Source organism: Micromonospora sp. WMMD754 (assembly GCF_049315235.1).
Lineage (GTDB): Bacteria > Actinomycetota > Actinomycetes > Mycobacteriales > Micromonosporaceae > Micromonospora > Micromonospora sediminicola.
Window position 1 is genome coordinate 431,604 of record NZ_CP186058.1, and the last position, 15,705, is coordinate 447,308.

Genomic DNA, 15,705 nt, shown 5'->3' on the forward strand with positions numbered 1-15,705 from the left:
GTCAGATCAACCGCAGCTCGCGCGCCCGCCGGACGGCCTCCCGCCGGCGGGTCGCGTCGAGCTTGCGGTAGATGTTGCGGACGTGCGTCTTGACGGTGTTGACCGACAGCGACAGCTCGGCGGCGATCTCCACGTTGGACAGGATGCTCTGCAGGTAGCGCAGGATGGTCAGCTCCCGCTCGGTGAGCGGTTCGTCCAGGGCCCGCGCCGAGGCGTCCGGGGGCGCCTCGGGCCGGTGCGCGTCCACGTCGCGGAGAAGGTCGCTCACCGTCGCCCAGTAGGCCGTCCCGGAGTCCAGGTGCGTGGCGAGCAGGTCGCGGACGTCCGGCTCGGCCCGGGTGAACACGCGCCGGCAGCCCTCCGGCTCGGCCAGCGCCAGCACCTCCTCCAGCAGCCGTCCGGCCCGCCGCCCGTCGCCGGCCGACCCGGCCGACGCCGCCTCCAGCAGCCCGGCGCCCAGCCGCACCGGCAGCGGCCAGTCCGCCGCCTCGGGCGCGGTCCAGTCGGGCAACGCCCGCTCGGCCCCGCGGGCGTCGCCGGCCCGCAGCCGCAGCCGGGCGGACGCCAGCGCCAGCGCGGGATCGGGTGATCCGCCGTCGCCGACCACGTCCAGCAGCGCGCGGGCGCCCTCCAGGTCACCGACCGCCGCGCGGAGCTGGGCCTCGGCGGCGGCCAGCCACGCGCCCAGCTCCGGCCCGGGCGCCCCGGCCCGGGCGGCGGCGAGGGTACGCAGCGCCGCCGCCGGCTCCCCGCCGTCGGCCAGCAATCCGGCCCGGCAGAGCGCGGCCAGCGCCGCCGCGCCGGGCTCCGCGCCCGCCGGCCCGGCCAGCGCCAGGTGCGCGGCGGCCTCCGCCGGCCGGTCTCGCTGCCAGCAGACCAGCGCCAACGCCAGGTACGCGTGGCCGCAGTCCCGTCGGGACGACCAGCCCTGGCAGGGCGGCATCGCCAGCGCCTCCCGGGCGTGCTCCTCGGCGGCCCGCAGCGCGCCCCGGGTTGCCTCCAGCAGCGCCGAGCGGCTGGCGCAGAGCAGCTCGATCCGGGGCCGGCCGGCCCGCCGCGCCGCCACGAGCGCCGTCCCGAGCCGCGCGCCCGCCGTCGTCAACGCCCCCTCGGCCAGCGCCACCAGCCCCAGCGCGGCATCGGCGACAGCCCGTACGTCGTCCTCCTCGCCGTTCCCGGCGCGCGGGTCGGCGGCGGGCACCCCGACCCCGGGCGCGCCGGCCTCGGGCCTGCCGACCGGGGTTCCGACGGTGGTGCGCAGGCGGTCGGCGGCCCGGCGTACCTCCTCGTGGTCGCCGGCGAGCCGGGCCAGGCCCAGCTCCACCGCGGCGGCCAGCCGCCGGAACCGGTCCCGACGGGGTTCCGGCAGGTCGACCGCGTGCGCGACCGCCCGCCGCAACTGCCCGTCCGCGGCGGCCGGGTCCCCGGCGTACGCCCGCTCGGCCGCCGCGGCCAGCGCCAGCTCGGGATCCCGCCGCACCGCCTCGGCCGGCGGCTCGGGCGGGGCCGGGGCGGCGGGGGCCGGGGCCGGCTCGTCCGGGGCCAGCTCGGGCCAGCGCGTCAGCAGCAGCGTGGTGGCGTCGTCCCACTCGGCGGCGGCCAGCGCGTGGCGCAGCGCCTCGGCCGGTCGGCCGTGGGCCGCGCACCAGCCGGCCGCCCGCCGGTGCAGCTCGCGCACCTCCTCGGCGGGGAGCCGGTCCAGTTCGTCGCGGAGCAGGTCGGCCAGCAGCGGGTGCGGCCGGTACCAGGGCGGCTCGCCGCCGTCGCGCTGGACGAAACCGCCCTCCCGGGCCGCCTCGGCGAGCAGGTGCCCGGCGTCGGCCCGGCCGGTCAGCGCGGCGGCGAGGTCGGCGCGGACCGCGACCGTCACCGCGCAGCGGCGCAGGACGTCGCGGGCGGCCGGGTCCAGCGGCGTGAGCACCTCGTCGCGCAGGTACGCGGCGACGTCCGGCCGGTCGCCGCCGAAGCGCTCCACCGCGCGGGCGGGGTCGGCCCCGGCGCCCAGCGACAGCGCGGCGAAACGCAGCCCCGCCGGCCAGCCGGCGGTCCGCTCGGCGAGCCGGGGCACCGCCTCGGGCGGCACCGGCACCCCGTGCGCGACCAGCAGATCGGCGACCTCGTCGGTGCGGAACGCCAGCTCGTCCGGACCGATCGTGGTGAGGTCACCGGCCAGCCGCCAGCGGTGCAGGGCCAGCGGCGGCTCGTGCCGGGCGCCGGCCACCAGCCGCAGCCGCCCGTCGCCGTGGCGGAGCAGGAACTCCAGCCCGGCCAGCGCCGCCGGGTCGGTCACCCGGTGCAGGTCGTCCAGGACCAGCAGCACCGGCCGCTCCCGCGTGGCGAGCGCGGCGGCGAGCGTCTCGAGCTGCTCCGGCCGGGGCGGCGCGTCCGGCACCGGCGGCGGCCCCTCGTCCGGCTCCTCGGCGACGGCCGCGCGCAGCGCGGCGGCCAGGTACGCCCAGAGCCGCCCGGTGGTGTCGCCCTCCGCCACGGTCACCCAGACCGGCGCCGGGCCGTCCCGCTCCCCGCGCGCCCAACCGGACAGCACCGTCGTCTTGCCCCAGCCGGCCGGGGCCAGGACCAGCGTGACCGGCCCGCCCGCGCCCCGCTCCAGCCGGTCCAGCAGGCGTGGGCGGAGCACCACCGGCTCGGGCGGCACGGGTGGGTTCAGCCGGGACGCCAGCAGCGGCGCGGCGGCGTCGGTGGTGAGCGGTTCCGGCGTACCGAAGACCTCCGTCGTGGCGTCGGTCGGCGCGGTGGCGAACCGGACCTGGTCGGCCTCCTCCGGCATGCGTCCCCTCCCCCGTCGGCACGGGGGGCGGTTACCCGGACCGGGCCGGTTCACCCCTTCGGGGCGAACCCGCCTCACCCGGACCACCCCCACCCTGGGGGTACGCGGGCGGCCGGCCATTCAGCTCCGGCCGCCCGGCGACCCACGACCTCGGGAGGGCAGGTGGCGCGGACCGGACGGTGGGCCGGCGGCGCGCTCGCGCTGGCGGCCGGTGGCGCGAACGTCCTGGCGCGTCGGCGCGCACGCCGGCCCGGCACGGACCCTCGGCCCGGGCGCTGGCAGGTGGTGACCGTGACCGGTCGGCCCGACCAGGTGCTGCCACCCGGGCGGTGGCCCGAGCCGTTGCGTCGGCTCGACGGCGCGGTGGAGGTCCACGCGCGTCCGGCCCCGGGTGGACGCGGCACCGAACTGGCGGTACGCCCGCTGGGCGGGGAGCCGACGCTGCCCGGGTTCGCCGCGCACCTCGTCGGCGACGACCCGGGCCGGTTCCTGCGCCAGGTGCTGCGGGAGACGAAGCAGCTCCTGGAGACCGGGGAGGTGCTGCGGGCGGACCGCTCGCCGCTGGACCGGCCCGGGGCCGCCGGGTGAGGGCGCTCTGCTGGGAGGGCGCGGACGCGCTCGCGGTGCGCCGGGTCCCCGACCCCGAGCTGCGCAACGCCCACGACATGATCGTCCGGGTACGTCGCAGCGTGACCTGCGGCGGCGACCTGCCGCTGCTGGCCGGGCGGATACCGGAGGCGGCCGCCGGCGAGGTGCTCGGCCACGAGTTCGTCGGCGACGTGGTCGAGGTCGGGCCGGACGTGCGGCGACACCGGGTCGCGGACCGGGTGGTGGTCGGCGCGTCGGTGGCCTGCGGGGCGTGCTGGTTCTGTCGGCAGGGTCTGCTGGCCTGCTGCGACAACGGGACGTCCGGCGGGGCGGCCGAGCCGGAGTGGGGTCCGCCCACCGCCGGCTGCTACGGCCGGCCGGCCCGGCTCGGCGGTTTCGCCGGTGGTCACGCCGAGTTCGTCCGGGTGCCGTACGCCGACGTGGGCGCGTTCGCCGTACCCGCGGGCGTGGACGACGACCGGGCGGTGTTCGCCGCGGACGCCGCCCCGTCCGCCTGGCACGGGGCGGAGCTGGGCGGCATCGGCCCCGGCGACGTGGTCGCCGTCTGGGGCGCGGGCGCGGTGGGCCAGCTCACCGCCGGGGCGGCAGTGGCGCGCGGCGCGGCCCGGGTGGTCGTGGTCGACGAGCACGACGACCGGCTGCGGATGGTGACCCGGAATCCGGGCGTCGAGGCGCTCAACCACCGGTACGTGGACGTCCTCGCCGAGCTGCGGGAACGCAGCGGCGGCCGGGGACCGGACGTGTGCGTGGACGCGGCGGGTCCGCCGGCCGGGCCGACGCGGTGGCCGACCGGCGAGCCGGACGGCGGGGTGGCGCTGCGCGAGGCGGTGCACGCCTGCCGCAAGGGCGGCACGGTGGTGGTGCTCGACGGCGGGGCCGGGTTCGTCGACCGGTTCCCGGTCGGCGCGGTGGCGGAGAAGGGTCTGGTGGTGCGCGGCGGCCGACGCGCCGGGCCGGGCGCCATCCCCGAGCTGCTGGACCGGATGGCCCGGGACGAGCTGGTGACCGAGCACCTGGCCACCCACCGGCTGCCGCTGGAGCGGGGCGCCGACGGGTACGCGTTGTTCCGGGACCGGGCCGACGGCTGCGTCCGGGTGGTCTTCACCCCGTGATCCGGGCGGGCGCGGATGGCACACTCGGCGGATGCGCGCAGACCGTCCGTACGACCTCGTCCTGTTCGGCGCCACCGGCTTCACCGGCGGCCTGACCGCGGAGTACCTGGCCCGGCACGCGCCGGACCGGCTGCGCTGGGCGCTCGCCGGGCGCAACCCGGCCAAGCTCGCCGCCGTCCGCGACCGGCTGGCCGCGATCGACCCCGGCCTGGCGGACCTGCCCCTGCTCACCGCGGACGTGACCGACCCGGCGTCGCTGCGGGCGGTGGCGGAGAGCGCCCGGGTGGTCGCCAGCACCGTCGGTCCGTACGTGCACCACGGCGCCCCGCTGGTGGCCGCCTGCGCCGGCGCCGGCACCGACTACCTCGACATCACCGGCGAGCCGGAGTTCGTCGACCTCATGTACGTGCGGCACCACGCCGAGGCGGTGCGCACCGGCGCGCGCCTGGTGCACGCCTGCGGCTTCGACTCGATCCCGCACGACCTGGGCGTCTGGTACACGGTCAAGCAGCTTCCCACCGACGGCCCGGTCACGGTCGACGGCTACGTGCGGGCCGGTGGCCGCTTCTCCGCCGGCACGTACCACTCGGCGCTGACCGCGTTCGCCCGCACCGGCGAGGCGAGCCGGGCGGCCCGGGCCCGCCGGGCGGTGGAGCCGCGACCGGAGGGGCGGCGGGTGCGGGCGGTGCCCGGCAAGGTGGGCCGGGTCCGCGAGTTCGACCAGTGGGCGGTCCCGCTGCCCACCATCGACCCGCAGGTCGTCCGCCGGTCCGCGGCGGCCCGCCCGGAGTACGGCCCGGACTTCCGCTACCGGCACTTCGCGGCGGTGAAGCGGCTGCCCACCGTGCTGGTGGCCGGTGCCGGCCTGGCCGGTGTGCTCGGGCTGGTCAAGGTGCCGCCGACCCGACGCTGGCTGCTCGGTCGGCTCGCCTCCGGCCAGGGGCCGAGCGCCGAGCAGCGGGCGAAGTCCTGGTTCCGGGTGCGGTTCGTGGGCGCCGGCGGCGGCCGGCGGGTGGTGACCGAGGTGGCCGGCGGCGACCCCGGCTACGACGAGACCGCCAAGATGCTCGCCGAGTCGGCGCTCTGCCTGGCGTTCGACGACCTGCCGGAGACCGCCGGCCAGGTCACCCCGGTGGCCGCGATGGGCGACGCGTTGCTGGACCGGCTGGTCCGGGCCGGGATCACGTTCCGCACCCTGCCCGAGGGACGTTGACCCTCGACCTGGTCGAGGTCACAGGATGACGGCCGTGGAGAGCGAGCTTCGCAGCATCGGTGAGCTGGCCCGGGCCAGCGGGTTGACGATCAGCGCCCTGCGGTTCTACGACCGTTCCGGGGTGCTGACGCCGGCCCGGGTGGACCCGGTGACCGGCTACCGCTGGTACACCGGCGACCAGGTGGCGCCGGCGCGCCTGGTGGCCGGGCTGCGGCGGGTCGGCATGCCGCTGGCCGGGATCGCCGAGGCGCTGCGGCACCGGCACCGGCCGGCCGAGGTGCACCGCCTGCTCGACGCGCACCTGCGGCGGCTGGAGGACGGCCTCACCGACGCGCGACGCGAGCTCTCCCGGATCCGTCGACTGATCGACCCGGAGGAGACCACCGTGACCACCCGACTCGTGCTGTCCCGCGCCGCCCTGTCCGAGGCGGTGGACGCCGTACGCTTCGCCGTCGGCGCCGATCCGGAGCTGCCGGCCCTGTCCGGCGTGCTGCTGGCGGTCGAGCCGGACGGCGTGCACCTGTCCGCCACCGACCGGTTCCGGATGGCCGTGGCCCGGGTCGACGCCACGGTCGACGGCCCGGCGGTGACCGCGCTGCTGCCGGTGGCCGCCGTCGACGAACTGCGCGCCGCGCTGGACACCGACGCCGGGCCGACCGTGGCGGCCGAGGTCGCCGCGGACCGGGTGACCGTCTCGGTCGGGGACCGGCCGGTGACCGCCGTCCCGCTGCCGTACGACTTCCCGGACGTCCGCCGGCTGCTGCGCGCGCGGGTCGGCGACGCGCCCGCGTACCGGATCCCGGTGGACGGCGCGGCGCTGCGCGCGGCGCTCACCGCGGCCGACGTCCCGGTCTGTCACCGGGCGCACGACGGGGTCGCGCACGAGGTGGTGGCCCTGGGCCTGGACGGCCGGGGCGAGCTGCGCCTGGTCGACCCGGAGGCCGCGCCGGTCGCGGACGGGTTGCGGGTCGGGGTGAACCGGGAGTACCTGCTCGACGCGCTGGACGCCGGCGGCGGGCAGCTCGTGCTGGAGCTGGACGGGCCGATCACCCCGCTGGCGGTGCGCCGGGCCGACGACGCGCACGCGTTCTCCGTCCTCATGCCCGTGCGCCTGTAGACCGGGCGGGCCCGGGCCGGCGGGGCCGCGACGGTAGCATCTGGGGGTCCCACCTGACTGCCTGGACGGAGGCGTACGAGCAGCATGCTCGACATGGAGTTGATCCGGAAGGATCGCGAGGCGGTGGCGACCGCGCTGGCGAAGCGTCTGGATCCCGCCGAGGTCACCCGGGCGCTGGACGACATCCAGCGGCTCGACCAGGAACGACGCGCGCTGATCACGGAGATCGACGCCGAGCGGCAGCGCCGCAAGGCCGAGGCGCGCGCGTACGCGGAGGCGAAGCGGTCCGGCACCACGCCGCAGCCGGTCGCCCCGGAGGCCGAGCGCAAGCAGCTCGCGGAGCTGGAGTCCCAGCTCGACGAGGTGCAGTCCCGGCTCCGCTCGGCGATGAGCGAGCTGCCCAACCTGCCCGCCGACGACGTGGTCGCCGGGGGCAAGGAGGCCAACCGGGTGGTGCGGACGTTCGGTGAGCCGCCGGCCATCGAGAAGGTGCGCGACCACGTGGAGCTGAGCCGCGCGCTCGGCCTGGTCGACCACGAGCGGGGCGTGAAGCTCGGCGGCTCGGGCTTCTGGATGTACACCGGCATGGGCGCCCGGCTGGAGTGGGCGCTGGTCAACTGGCTGATCGAGCAGAACATCCAGGCCGGCTACGAGTTCCTGCTCCCGCCGCACCTGCTGCTGGACACCGCCGGCTTCGCCGCCGGGCAGTTCCCGAAGTTCTACGACGACGTCTACCACCTGGACCGGCAGTCGGCCCCGCGCGGGCAGTTCCTGCTGCCCACGTCGGAGACGGCGATCCTCGGCGCCTACCAGGACGAGATCCTGGAGACGGGCCGGCTGCCGGTCAAGGCGTTCGCCTACACCCCGTGCTACCGCCGCGAGGCGGCCGGCTCGCACTCGGACGAGCGCGGCACGGTGCGCGGCCACCAGTTCAACAAGGTGGAGATCTTCCAGTTCACGCTGCCGGAGCAGGCGGGCGAGGCGCTGGAGGCGATGGTCGGGCACGTCGAGGGCCTGGTCGACAAGCTCGGTCTGCACTTCCAGACCAGCCTGCTCGCCGCCGGTGACGCGAGCGCCTCGATGAAGAAGACGCTCGACGTCGAGGTGTGGATGCCGAGCACCGGCAAGTACAAGGAGGTGTCGTCGGTCTCCTGGGCCGGTGACTACCAGGCCCGCCGGGCGGCCATCCGCTACCGCGAGCCGGGCGCGAAGCAGACCCGGTTCGTGCACACGCTCAACGGTTCGGCGCTGGCCACCAGCCGGCTGTTCCCGGCCATCCTGGAGCAGTGCCAGCAGCCCGACGGCTCGGTCGTGGTCCCCGAGGTGCTGCGCGACAAGCTCGGCACCGACCGCCTCACCCCGCGCTGACCCGCCCCCGCTCCCCCGCCCCCACCTCTCCCCCGCGATCTTGCACTTCCGGCCCGTGAGAAGTCCGCTTCACCCCTTCCGCCCGGGCACCAACTGCAAGATCGCGGGGGCGGGGGCGGCGGGTGAGGGTGGTGAGGAGGAGCAGCAGGGTCAGGAGGGCCGTGAGGACGGCGGGGCCCAGAGTGTCGACGGCGCCCACCAGTGCCTGCTGCGCCCGGGCGGCGGTGCGGATCACCGGGTCGGTGAAGGCGTCGCGGCGGCCCAGGGCGAGGCGCACCTCGTACCAGCCGTACCAGGCGACGTAACCGCCGGCGACCAGCAGCACCAGGCCGCTCAGGCGCGGCGCCCACGCGCCGGCGCCGCGCAGCCCGGCCACCACCCGCCCGCGCAGCAACGCCACGGCCAGCGCGGCCACACCGACCACCAGGGCCATCCCGAGGGCGTACGCGCCGAACAGCGCCAGCCCGCGCAGCGGCGACCCGGCCCGCAGGCTGGTCACCACGATCGCCAGGAACGGCGCGATGGCGCAGGTCAGCGACGTGAGCGCGTACGCCGCGCCGAACAGTGCCATGGACGGCCAGGTGCGGGTGAGCCGGGGCGCGGTGGTGAACGGACGGGGCGCGGGCAACCGCCGGCCGGCGAGCAGCCAGCAGCCGGCCAGCGCCAGGAGCACGCCGAGGGTCACGGTCAGCCAGGGCAACCGGGGCCGCAGCCAGTCCGCCGCCGGCGCCACGGCCAGCCCGAACGCGCCGAAGACCAGCACGTACCCGAGGGTCAGCCCGGCCGTCGCGGTGAGCGCGCGGCCGACCGCGCCGCGGCCGTCGCCGGGACCGGCCACCAGCAACGACAGGTACGCGGGCAGCATCGCGAAGCCGCACGGGTTGACCGCGCCGAGCATGCCGGCGGTCAGCGCGAGCAGCAGCGCGCCGGTCATCCCCGGGCCAGCGTCTCGACCTGCCGGGTGAGCGACTCGCCGTCGAGGAAGCCCTGGTGGACCACCTTGCCGTCCCGGTCGAGGATGACGAACGTGCTCTGCTCGACCACCTTGAAGCGGCGCCACACCGCGCCGGCGCGGTCGTCGAGCTGCGGGGTGCCGGCCAGGTCGAACTCGGTGACGAACTCCTTCATCGCCTTCTGTTGGCCGAGCCCGGCGACGCCGACGATCGGCACCGTGTCCCGGTAGGTCGGGGCGATCTCGGCGACGGTCCACGCCTGGCTGGCGCAGGTGGCGCACCAGGGGGCCCAGAACCAGAGCACCACCGGCCGCCCGGCCAGGGCGGCGGCGGAGAACGCCGTACCGTCGAGGGTCTTCGCGTCGAACGCCAGCGTCCTCGGCACCCGGGCCGGCGCGGTCGGCGACGGGGCGGTCGACGACGGGCCGGCCGACGCGCTCGCGGCGGTCGTCGGCGCGGCGGCGGACGGGGCGGCCACCGCACCGACCGACGCGGTCCGCTCGGGACCGACCGCGCAGGCCGCCGTGGCGGTGAGCGTGGCGGCCAGCACGGCGGCGGCCCCGAGACGACGAACGGTGGGTGATGCCATCGACGCTCCTGACGTGGTCGTCACTCCGCCTTGACCAGCCGGAGCGCGAGTTCGGGACAGACCTTGACCGCCTTGAGCGCGCCCTCGCGCAGCCAGGTCGGCACCGGGGTGGCGGGGAAGGCGGGGAAGCCGTTGCCGTCGAGCCGGATGAAGTCCGGCACCACGTGCGCGCAGAGTCCGTGCCCGTCGCAGCGGGACCAGTCCAGGGTGAGCTTCTGCGGGTTGCCGTCGGGCGCGCCGGGCAGGCCCATCGTGCCCTTGACCCGTTTGCCGCAGCCCTCCCCGGTGGCGTGCAGCCGCAGGTCGTCGGCGAACACCTCCATGGCGGAGAGCGCGAACCGGGCGGTGCCGTCCGGATGGCTGCACGCGCCGCGCCCCTTCACGTCGCCGGCGGCGGCCCGGACGAGCTCGACCGGGGCGCTGCCGGAGACGGCGAGGTCGACGGAGCGGGCCAGGTCGGGCAGCCCCATCTTGCACGGGCCGCACTGCCCGGCGGACTCACCGGCCAGGTAGCGGACCACCTGGGCGGCCTCACCCAACGGGCAGGTGTCGATGCCGAGCGGCACGATGATGCCGGCGCCGAGCGTGCCGCCCACCGCGGCCAGTCCCTTGCGGGAGACCTCGGCCCGCTCCGCCGCCTCGGCGGTGATCCACTTGCCGTGGTAGCCGCCCATCAGGATGCCCGGCCCGGGCGGCACCTCGCACAGGTCGAGGATCTCGCGCAGCGGGGTGCCGGCCGCGCACTCCACCACGGCCGGCCGCTTCGCCGATCCGGTGACGGTGAGCAGCACGGTGCCCGGCTCGTCGTCGGTGCCGAGCGCGGCGTACTCGTACGGGCCGATCCGGGCGGCGACCGCGAGCTGGGCGTACGTCTCGGCGTTGGAGAGCAGGGTGGGCAGCCCGCCGACGCCGGAGTCGCTGGAGCGCTTCTTGGTGCCGGGCGGGATGTGCGGCAGGCCGTTGATGCCGTTGACCAGCGCGCCGCCCTCACCGGAGATGAACCGGTGCGGCACGGTGACGATGGTGGTCGGCACCGGCATCCGCCGCTCCTGCAACGCCTCGGTCAGCGAGGGCCGGCCCACGTCGTCGTCGGCCACCCCGATCACGATCTCGTCGGCGTCCAGCGCGAACGCGGCCAGCGCGGCGCCGTCCAGGACGAGGTGCGGCGCCCGGGTGAGCAGCACCTTGTCCTTCCAGCTGGCCGGCTCGCCCTCGCTGGCGTTGACCACCACCACGGCGGACAGGTTCTGCCGCTCGCAGGACTCCAGCACCGCGCGCAGCTTGCGGGCGAACGGGAAGCCCGCGCCGCCCTTGCCCTTGAGGTCGATCGCCTCGGCGAGCCGCAGCAGCGCCGCCGGCTCCATCGGACCGATCGGGCCGTGCACCTCCTCGTGGGCGAGCAGGTCGAGCCGGCCGAACTCGGCGAAGCCGGCGGTCAGGCGGGGTTCACCGACGCAGGCGACCGGGGGGACGGTCGTCCGCATCATCGGGCCTCACCCCGCAGCCCGGCCCAGTACGCGCCGTCGACCGCGTCCGCGTCGGCCCGCTTGCGCCGGCCGGAACGGCTCTCCTTGGTGGCCCGCAGGGCCCGGCGGGAGGCCAGGTCGACAAGCGTGGGGGTGTCGTCGACGAACTCGTCGTCGGCGGCGTAGCGGGCCGGCGGGCGCCAGTAGTCCGGCTCCTCCGGCACGTCCTCCTCGTCCCGGTAGCGCCGTCCGGAACCGCTGCGCGGCTCAGCGGTGACCGGGGTGCCGGAGATCGGTCCGGCCGAGATCGGCTCGCCGGAGACCGGGCGGCTCTCCCAGCGGCGCGGGCTGTCCCACGGCTCCTCCGCCTCGTCCGTCGGACGCGGCGGGGCCGAGTAGCGGGCCACCTCGGCGGGGGTGGCGTACCGGCCGTTGTCCGGCGGGGCCGAGTGGCGTCCGCCGGTGTCCGGCGGGGCGGAGTGCCGGCCGCCGCTCTCCGGCGGGGCCGAGTACTGCGCGACCATGTCCTCGTCGGCCCGGGACCGGCGGCTCACCCGCTCCTCGTCGTCCCGGCGGCGGCGACGGGACCGCTCCCCGTCCCGCCGGCCGACCGGCTCCAACTCCTCGGTGTTCCGCCGGACGGCGGGCACCCGCTCGGAGTCCCGGCCGCGGCGTACCGGCTCGCGCTCGTCGTCCCCGCGCCGCGAGGTGCGCCGCGCGGCCGGGACCTCCTGCGTCCGGACGCGGCGTTCCGGCGCGTCCGTCTCCCCGCCGCGCCGCCGGGCGGCGGCCGCGCGCACCGGCTCGCGCAGCGATCCGGGTTCCGGCACCACCGGTACGGCGAACCGCTCGGGGTCCCGCCGGCGGGCGGTGCCGGCCGGCGCGGTCCAGGTGGCGGTCGCCTCGGCCCAGCGGCCCCGGCCGGCGCCGCTCTCCTCCTTGTCGGCGGCCTTCTTGCGGCCGAGCGCGGCGAACACGCCGGTGCGCTCCTCGCCCTTGCCCGCCATCGCCTTGTTCAGCGCGGCGGCCTGGTGCTGCTCGCGGCTGCGCTTGCCGAGGTGGACGGAGACGCGCACCAGCAGTGCCATCACCACGAGCAGCACGCAGGCGAGGTAGCTGAGCACCACCCAACCGGCCGCCGTCCGGCCCGCGTTGAGCCCGTGCAGCAGCGCGAACGGCCAGGACACGTACGCCATCGAGTGCAGCGCCCGCCAGAACCACTTCGGACCGACGCCGGCGAACCGGACCCGGATCAGGCCGGTCCAGAGCACGCTGACCATCAGCAGCGCGGCGACGGTGCCGAGCCCGACGTAGAGGCCGCTGCCGCCGACGAACGGCACCACCGCGTCGGTGGGCCCGGCCCGCCCGATCGCGATCTTGGTGATGACGTGGAACAGCAGCCCGGCCACGCCGAGCACGCCGGTGGCGCGGTGCGCCGACTGGAGCAGCACCCGGTGCCGGATGAGCAGCACCAGCCGGTCGGTGGCGAGCAGCCCCAGCATCACGGTGAGGCTCAGTGAGACCAGGGCGACCACCCCGGCGAAGAACTCGGTGAAGAAGAATCCGTACGAGTACATGAGGCCGCCGGCGCCGGCGAGCTCGACACCCGCCCACGCGAGGCCGAGCGCGGAGGCGGTCAGCGCCACCATCGCGGACTTCGACATGGTCCGGACACCACGGCTGGTGGTGGTGGTCCGGACGGTCATCGCCTTCTCGTTCTGCTGTGCCCGGGCCATCTGCTCCTCGATCGTCTCGCGGCGGCGCCCCCACCGGCCGACCCTGCTCCCACCTCAGGTACGGAGCGACGCCCCGGACGGATCACCTCCGGTAAGGAATTTCTCGGCCGATTCCTCGAACCGTCCCGACCGGGCGCGCGTGTAGCACCCAACGCAACGACGGATGCCCATGCATTGACAGTCCTTGCAACACACTCGTAACCTTGCGGAAAATTTCAGCGCCGGTTGCAAGAAGCCGGCACTGACGCCCTCCCCAGGCTCCACTCCCCCGCACCCCCGCACCCCGCAGGAGTCCTGATGCATCGACGCCGATGCCGCGCCGCGGCCCTCGTCCTGGGCCTGGCCGCGAGCCTGCTCGTCCCGACCACAGTGGCGGCTCCCCCGGCCGCCGCCGCGACCCCCGGAAGCAAGAAGGTCATCGTCCAGCTCTTCGAGTGGAACTGGACGTCGGTGGCCAGCGAGTGCACCAGCACGCTCGGCCCCAAGGGCTACGGCTACGTCCAGGTGTCCCCGCCGCAGGAACACGTCAACAGCAGCCCGTGGTGGGTGTCCTACCAGCCGGTCAGCTACCGGATCGAGTCCCGCAAGGGCACCCGGGCCCAGTTCCAGTCCATGGTGAACACCTGCCACAACGCCGGCGTCAAGGTGATCGTCGACGCCGTGGTCAACCACATGTCCGGGCAGGAGAACGGCGGCACCGGCTGGGCCGGGACGTCGTACGGCCACTACAACTACCCGGGCGTCTACTCGTCGCAGGACTTCCACTACTGCGGCCGCAACGGCAACAACGACATCGCCAACTACAACGACCGGTACGAGGTGCAGAACTGCGAGCTGGTCAACCTCGCCGACCTCAAGACCGAGTCGGACTACGTCCGCACCCGGCTGGCCACGTACCTCAACGACCTGCTCTCGCTCGGCGTCGACGGGTTCCGGCTGGACGGCAGCAAGCACATGCCGGCCGCCGACATCGCGGCGATCAAGGCCAAGCTGTCCCGGCCGGCGTACCTGGTGCAGGAGGTCATCTACGGCGCGGGTGAGCCGGTCCAGCCGACCGAGTACACCGGCAACGGCGACGTGCACGAGTTCCGGTACGGCAAGGACCTGGCCCGGATGTTCAACAACGAGCGGCTGGCGTACCTGCGCAACTTCGGCGAGTCCTGGGGCTACCTGTCGAGCGCGAAGGCGGTGGTCTTCACCGACAACCACGACACCCAGCGCGAGGGCGGCGTGCTCACCTACCGCGACCGCGGCGAGTACGCCCTGGCCAACGCCTTCATGCTGGCCTGGCCGTACGGCACCCCGGCGGTGATGTCGAGCTTCACGTACTCCGGTCGGGACCAGGGTCCCCCGTCGGACGGCAGCAACAAGGTCACCAACACCACCTGCTACTCGGGCTGGGAGTGCGAGCACCGCTGGCCGGTCATCGCCAACATGGTCGGCTTCCGCAACGCCACCGAGGGCGCCGGCGTCACCAACTGGTACGACAACGGCTACCAGCACATCGCGTTCAGCCGGGCCGGCAAGGGCTACCTGACCGTCAACGACGAGGACTCCGCGATCAGCGGCCGGTCGTACTACACCGGCCTGCCGGCCGGACGCTACTGCGACGTCATCCACGGCACGTTCAGCAACGGCTCGTGCAGCGGACCGGTGATCACCGTGGACTCGGCGGGCTGGTTCGCGGCCACCGTCAACGCGCACGACGCGATCGCCATCCACGTCGGCGCGAAACTGAGCTGACCTCACCCGGAAGCCCCCGTGCCGCACTTCGCGGTACGGGGGCTTCCGTTCGGTTACAGTCAGTTTCGTGCTGTTCGACCGGTTCTCCGCGCGCCGGCCTCCCGGCTGGCTGCTCGCCGCGCTCGGCGTACCGCTGCTGCTGGTCGTCGCGCTGCTGGTGGGCCGCGCGCTCACCGCCGGCGCTCCGCCGCCCGCGCCGACCGTCGCCGCGCCGCCGACGTCCCCGACGGCCTCACCGAGCCCGTCGCCGCTGGAGTCCGTCCCGCCCGCCGCGCCCGCACCGACCGACCTCCCGGTGATCACCTACGACCCGGCGCCCCGCGGCTTCCCGGCCGATCCGGCCCCGGCCGACACCAGCCCGCTCGGCGAAGGGCTGCGCCCGGACCGGAACGTGGCCGCCTACGACGCGCCCGGCGGACGGCCGCTGGCCTTCCTCGCCCCGACCATCAGCGGGGTCCGGCTGACCGTGCCGATCGTCGAACGCCGGGCCGGCTGGACCGCGGTGCTGCTCCCCTCGGCCAACCGCACCGTCGGCTGGCTGCCGTCCGGCGGCTGGACCACCGTGGCGCTGCGCGACCAGATCGTGGTGGAGCGCCGCACGCACCGGCTCACCTGGAACCGGGACGGGCGTGCGGTGCGCTCCTGGCCGGTCAGCCTCGGCATGTCCGGCCAGCTCACCCCGCTCGGTCGCACGTTCGTGCTGGGTCGCACCCCACCCCCGCAGGACGTCTACGGCGGCGTCGACATCTTCGCCCTCGGCGCGATCCCCGACGACCCGGACGCGGTGCCGACCGGGTTGCGCGGCGCCCACATCGGACTGCACAGCTGGTACAACGACGACACGCTCGGCGAGAACGTCACCAACGGCTGCATCCGGCTGACCCGCAGCGCCCAGCGCCAACTCCTCGCCGAACTGGAACCCGGCACCGGCCTCGTGGTCGTCGACCGCCTCCCCTGACCGCCCGGCCGTGCAAGGAAGGGCCCCTTCTTAACACTCCCTGTTAAGAAGGG

12 protein-coding genes are annotated in these 15,705 nt (G+C 75.9%); 7 read left to right on the plus strand and 5 right to left on the minus strand.

All coding sequences use genetic code 11. The features are described from left to right. Position 1 precedes the first annotated feature (1 nt). Positions 2 to 2,788 (minus strand): LuxR C-terminal-related transcriptional regulator, encoded by a 2,787-nt coding sequence (locus tag ACN27B_RS01970; RefSeq protein ID WP_422743217.1) that lies wholly within the window; start codon positions 2,786 to 2,788, stop codon positions 2 to 4. A gap of 162 nt (positions 2,789 to 2,950) precedes the next feature. Between ACN27B_RS01970 and ACN27B_RS01975 the strand changes: the two genes are divergently transcribed. The 5 genes from ACN27B_RS01975 to serS all read left to right on the plus strand — a co-directional run bounded on the left by ACN27B_RS01975 (position 2,951) and on the right by serS (position 8,207). Beyond that, positions 2,951 to 3,376, plus strand: a complete 426-nt coding sequence (locus tag ACN27B_RS01975) for a hypothetical protein (RefSeq protein ID WP_091572498.1) — start codon at positions 2,951 to 2,953, stop codon at positions 3,374 to 3,376. After that, positions 3,373 to 4,509, plus strand: a complete 1,137-nt coding sequence (locus tag ACN27B_RS01980) for an alcohol dehydrogenase catalytic domain-containing protein (protein ID WP_099164118.1) — start codon at positions 3,373 to 3,375, stop codon at positions 4,507 to 4,509. Before ACN27B_RS01975 ends, ACN27B_RS01980 begins: the two co-directional genes overlap by 4 nt. Before the next feature lie 31 nt (positions 4,510 to 4,540). Continuing rightward, a complete protein-coding gene (locus ACN27B_RS01985) occupies positions 4,541 to 5,722 on the plus strand; it encodes a saccharopine dehydrogenase family protein (protein WP_099164117.1) in 1,182 nt (393 codons plus the stop codon). A gap of 25 nt (positions 5,723 to 5,747) precedes the next feature. Beyond that, complete coding sequence (locus ACN27B_RS01990; RefSeq protein ID WP_422743220.1) at positions 5,748 to 6,839, plus strand: MerR family transcriptional regulator; 1,092 nt, start codon at positions 5,748 to 5,750, stop codon at positions 6,837 to 6,839. Between the two features lie 84 nt (positions 6,840 to 6,923). Continuing rightward, positions 6,924 to 8,207: a serine--tRNA ligase gene (serS, locus tag ACN27B_RS01995; RefSeq protein WP_099164115.1), complete on the plus strand. Its 1,284-nt coding sequence runs from the start codon at positions 6,924 to 6,926 to the stop codon at positions 8,205 to 8,207. Here the strand turns inward: serS and ACN27B_RS02000 are convergent. The 4 genes from ACN27B_RS02000 to ACN27B_RS02015 are packed head-to-tail and all read right to left on the minus strand — an operon-like array spanning position 8,194 to position 12,951. Beyond that, positions 8,194 to 9,141 carry a cytochrome c biogenesis CcdA family protein gene (locus ACN27B_RS02000; protein WP_099164114.1) on the minus strand — a complete coding sequence of 316 codons (948 nt, stop codon included), beginning with the start codon at positions 9,139 to 9,141 and terminating at the stop codon, positions 8,194 to 8,196. The genes serS and ACN27B_RS02000 overlap by 14 nt on opposite strands. After that, positions 9,138 to 9,749, minus strand: coding sequence for a TlpA family protein disulfide reductase (locus ACN27B_RS02005; protein ID WP_099164113.1), 612 nt, complete (start codon positions 9,747 to 9,749; stop codon positions 9,138 to 9,140). The genes ACN27B_RS02000 and ACN27B_RS02005 overlap by 4 nt, the downstream gene beginning before the upstream one ends. A 20-nt stretch (positions 9,750 to 9,769) precedes the next feature. After that, positions 9,770 to 11,236, minus strand: coding sequence for an NADH-quinone oxidoreductase subunit NuoF family protein (locus ACN27B_RS02010; RefSeq protein WP_099164112.1), 1,467 nt, complete (start codon positions 11,234 to 11,236; stop codon positions 9,770 to 9,772). Continuing rightward, positions 11,233 to 12,951, minus strand: coding sequence for a hypothetical protein (locus ACN27B_RS02015; protein ID WP_422743223.1), 1,719 nt, complete (start codon positions 12,949 to 12,951; stop codon positions 11,233 to 11,235). The genes ACN27B_RS02010 and ACN27B_RS02015 overlap by 4 nt, the downstream gene beginning before the upstream one ends. A 297-nt stretch (positions 12,952 to 13,248) precedes the next feature. Here ACN27B_RS02015 and ACN27B_RS02020 point away from each other — a divergent pair, with 297 nt between their 5' ends. Together ACN27B_RS02020 and ACN27B_RS02025 are read left to right on the plus strand one after the other, a co-directional pair. Then, the gene (locus ACN27B_RS02020) at positions 13,249 to 14,694 is read left to right on the plus strand and encodes an alpha-amylase (protein ID WP_099164110.1); all 1,446 of its coding nucleotides are present in this window, start codon (positions 13,249 to 13,251) and stop codon (positions 14,692 to 14,694) included. Between the two features lie 67 nt (positions 14,695 to 14,761). Then, entirely contained in the window at positions 14,762 to 15,652 is an 891-nt protein-coding gene (locus tag ACN27B_RS02025; RefSeq protein ID WP_099164109.1) for a L,D-transpeptidase, read from the plus strand. Positions 15,653 to 15,705: the final 53 nt, after the last annotated feature.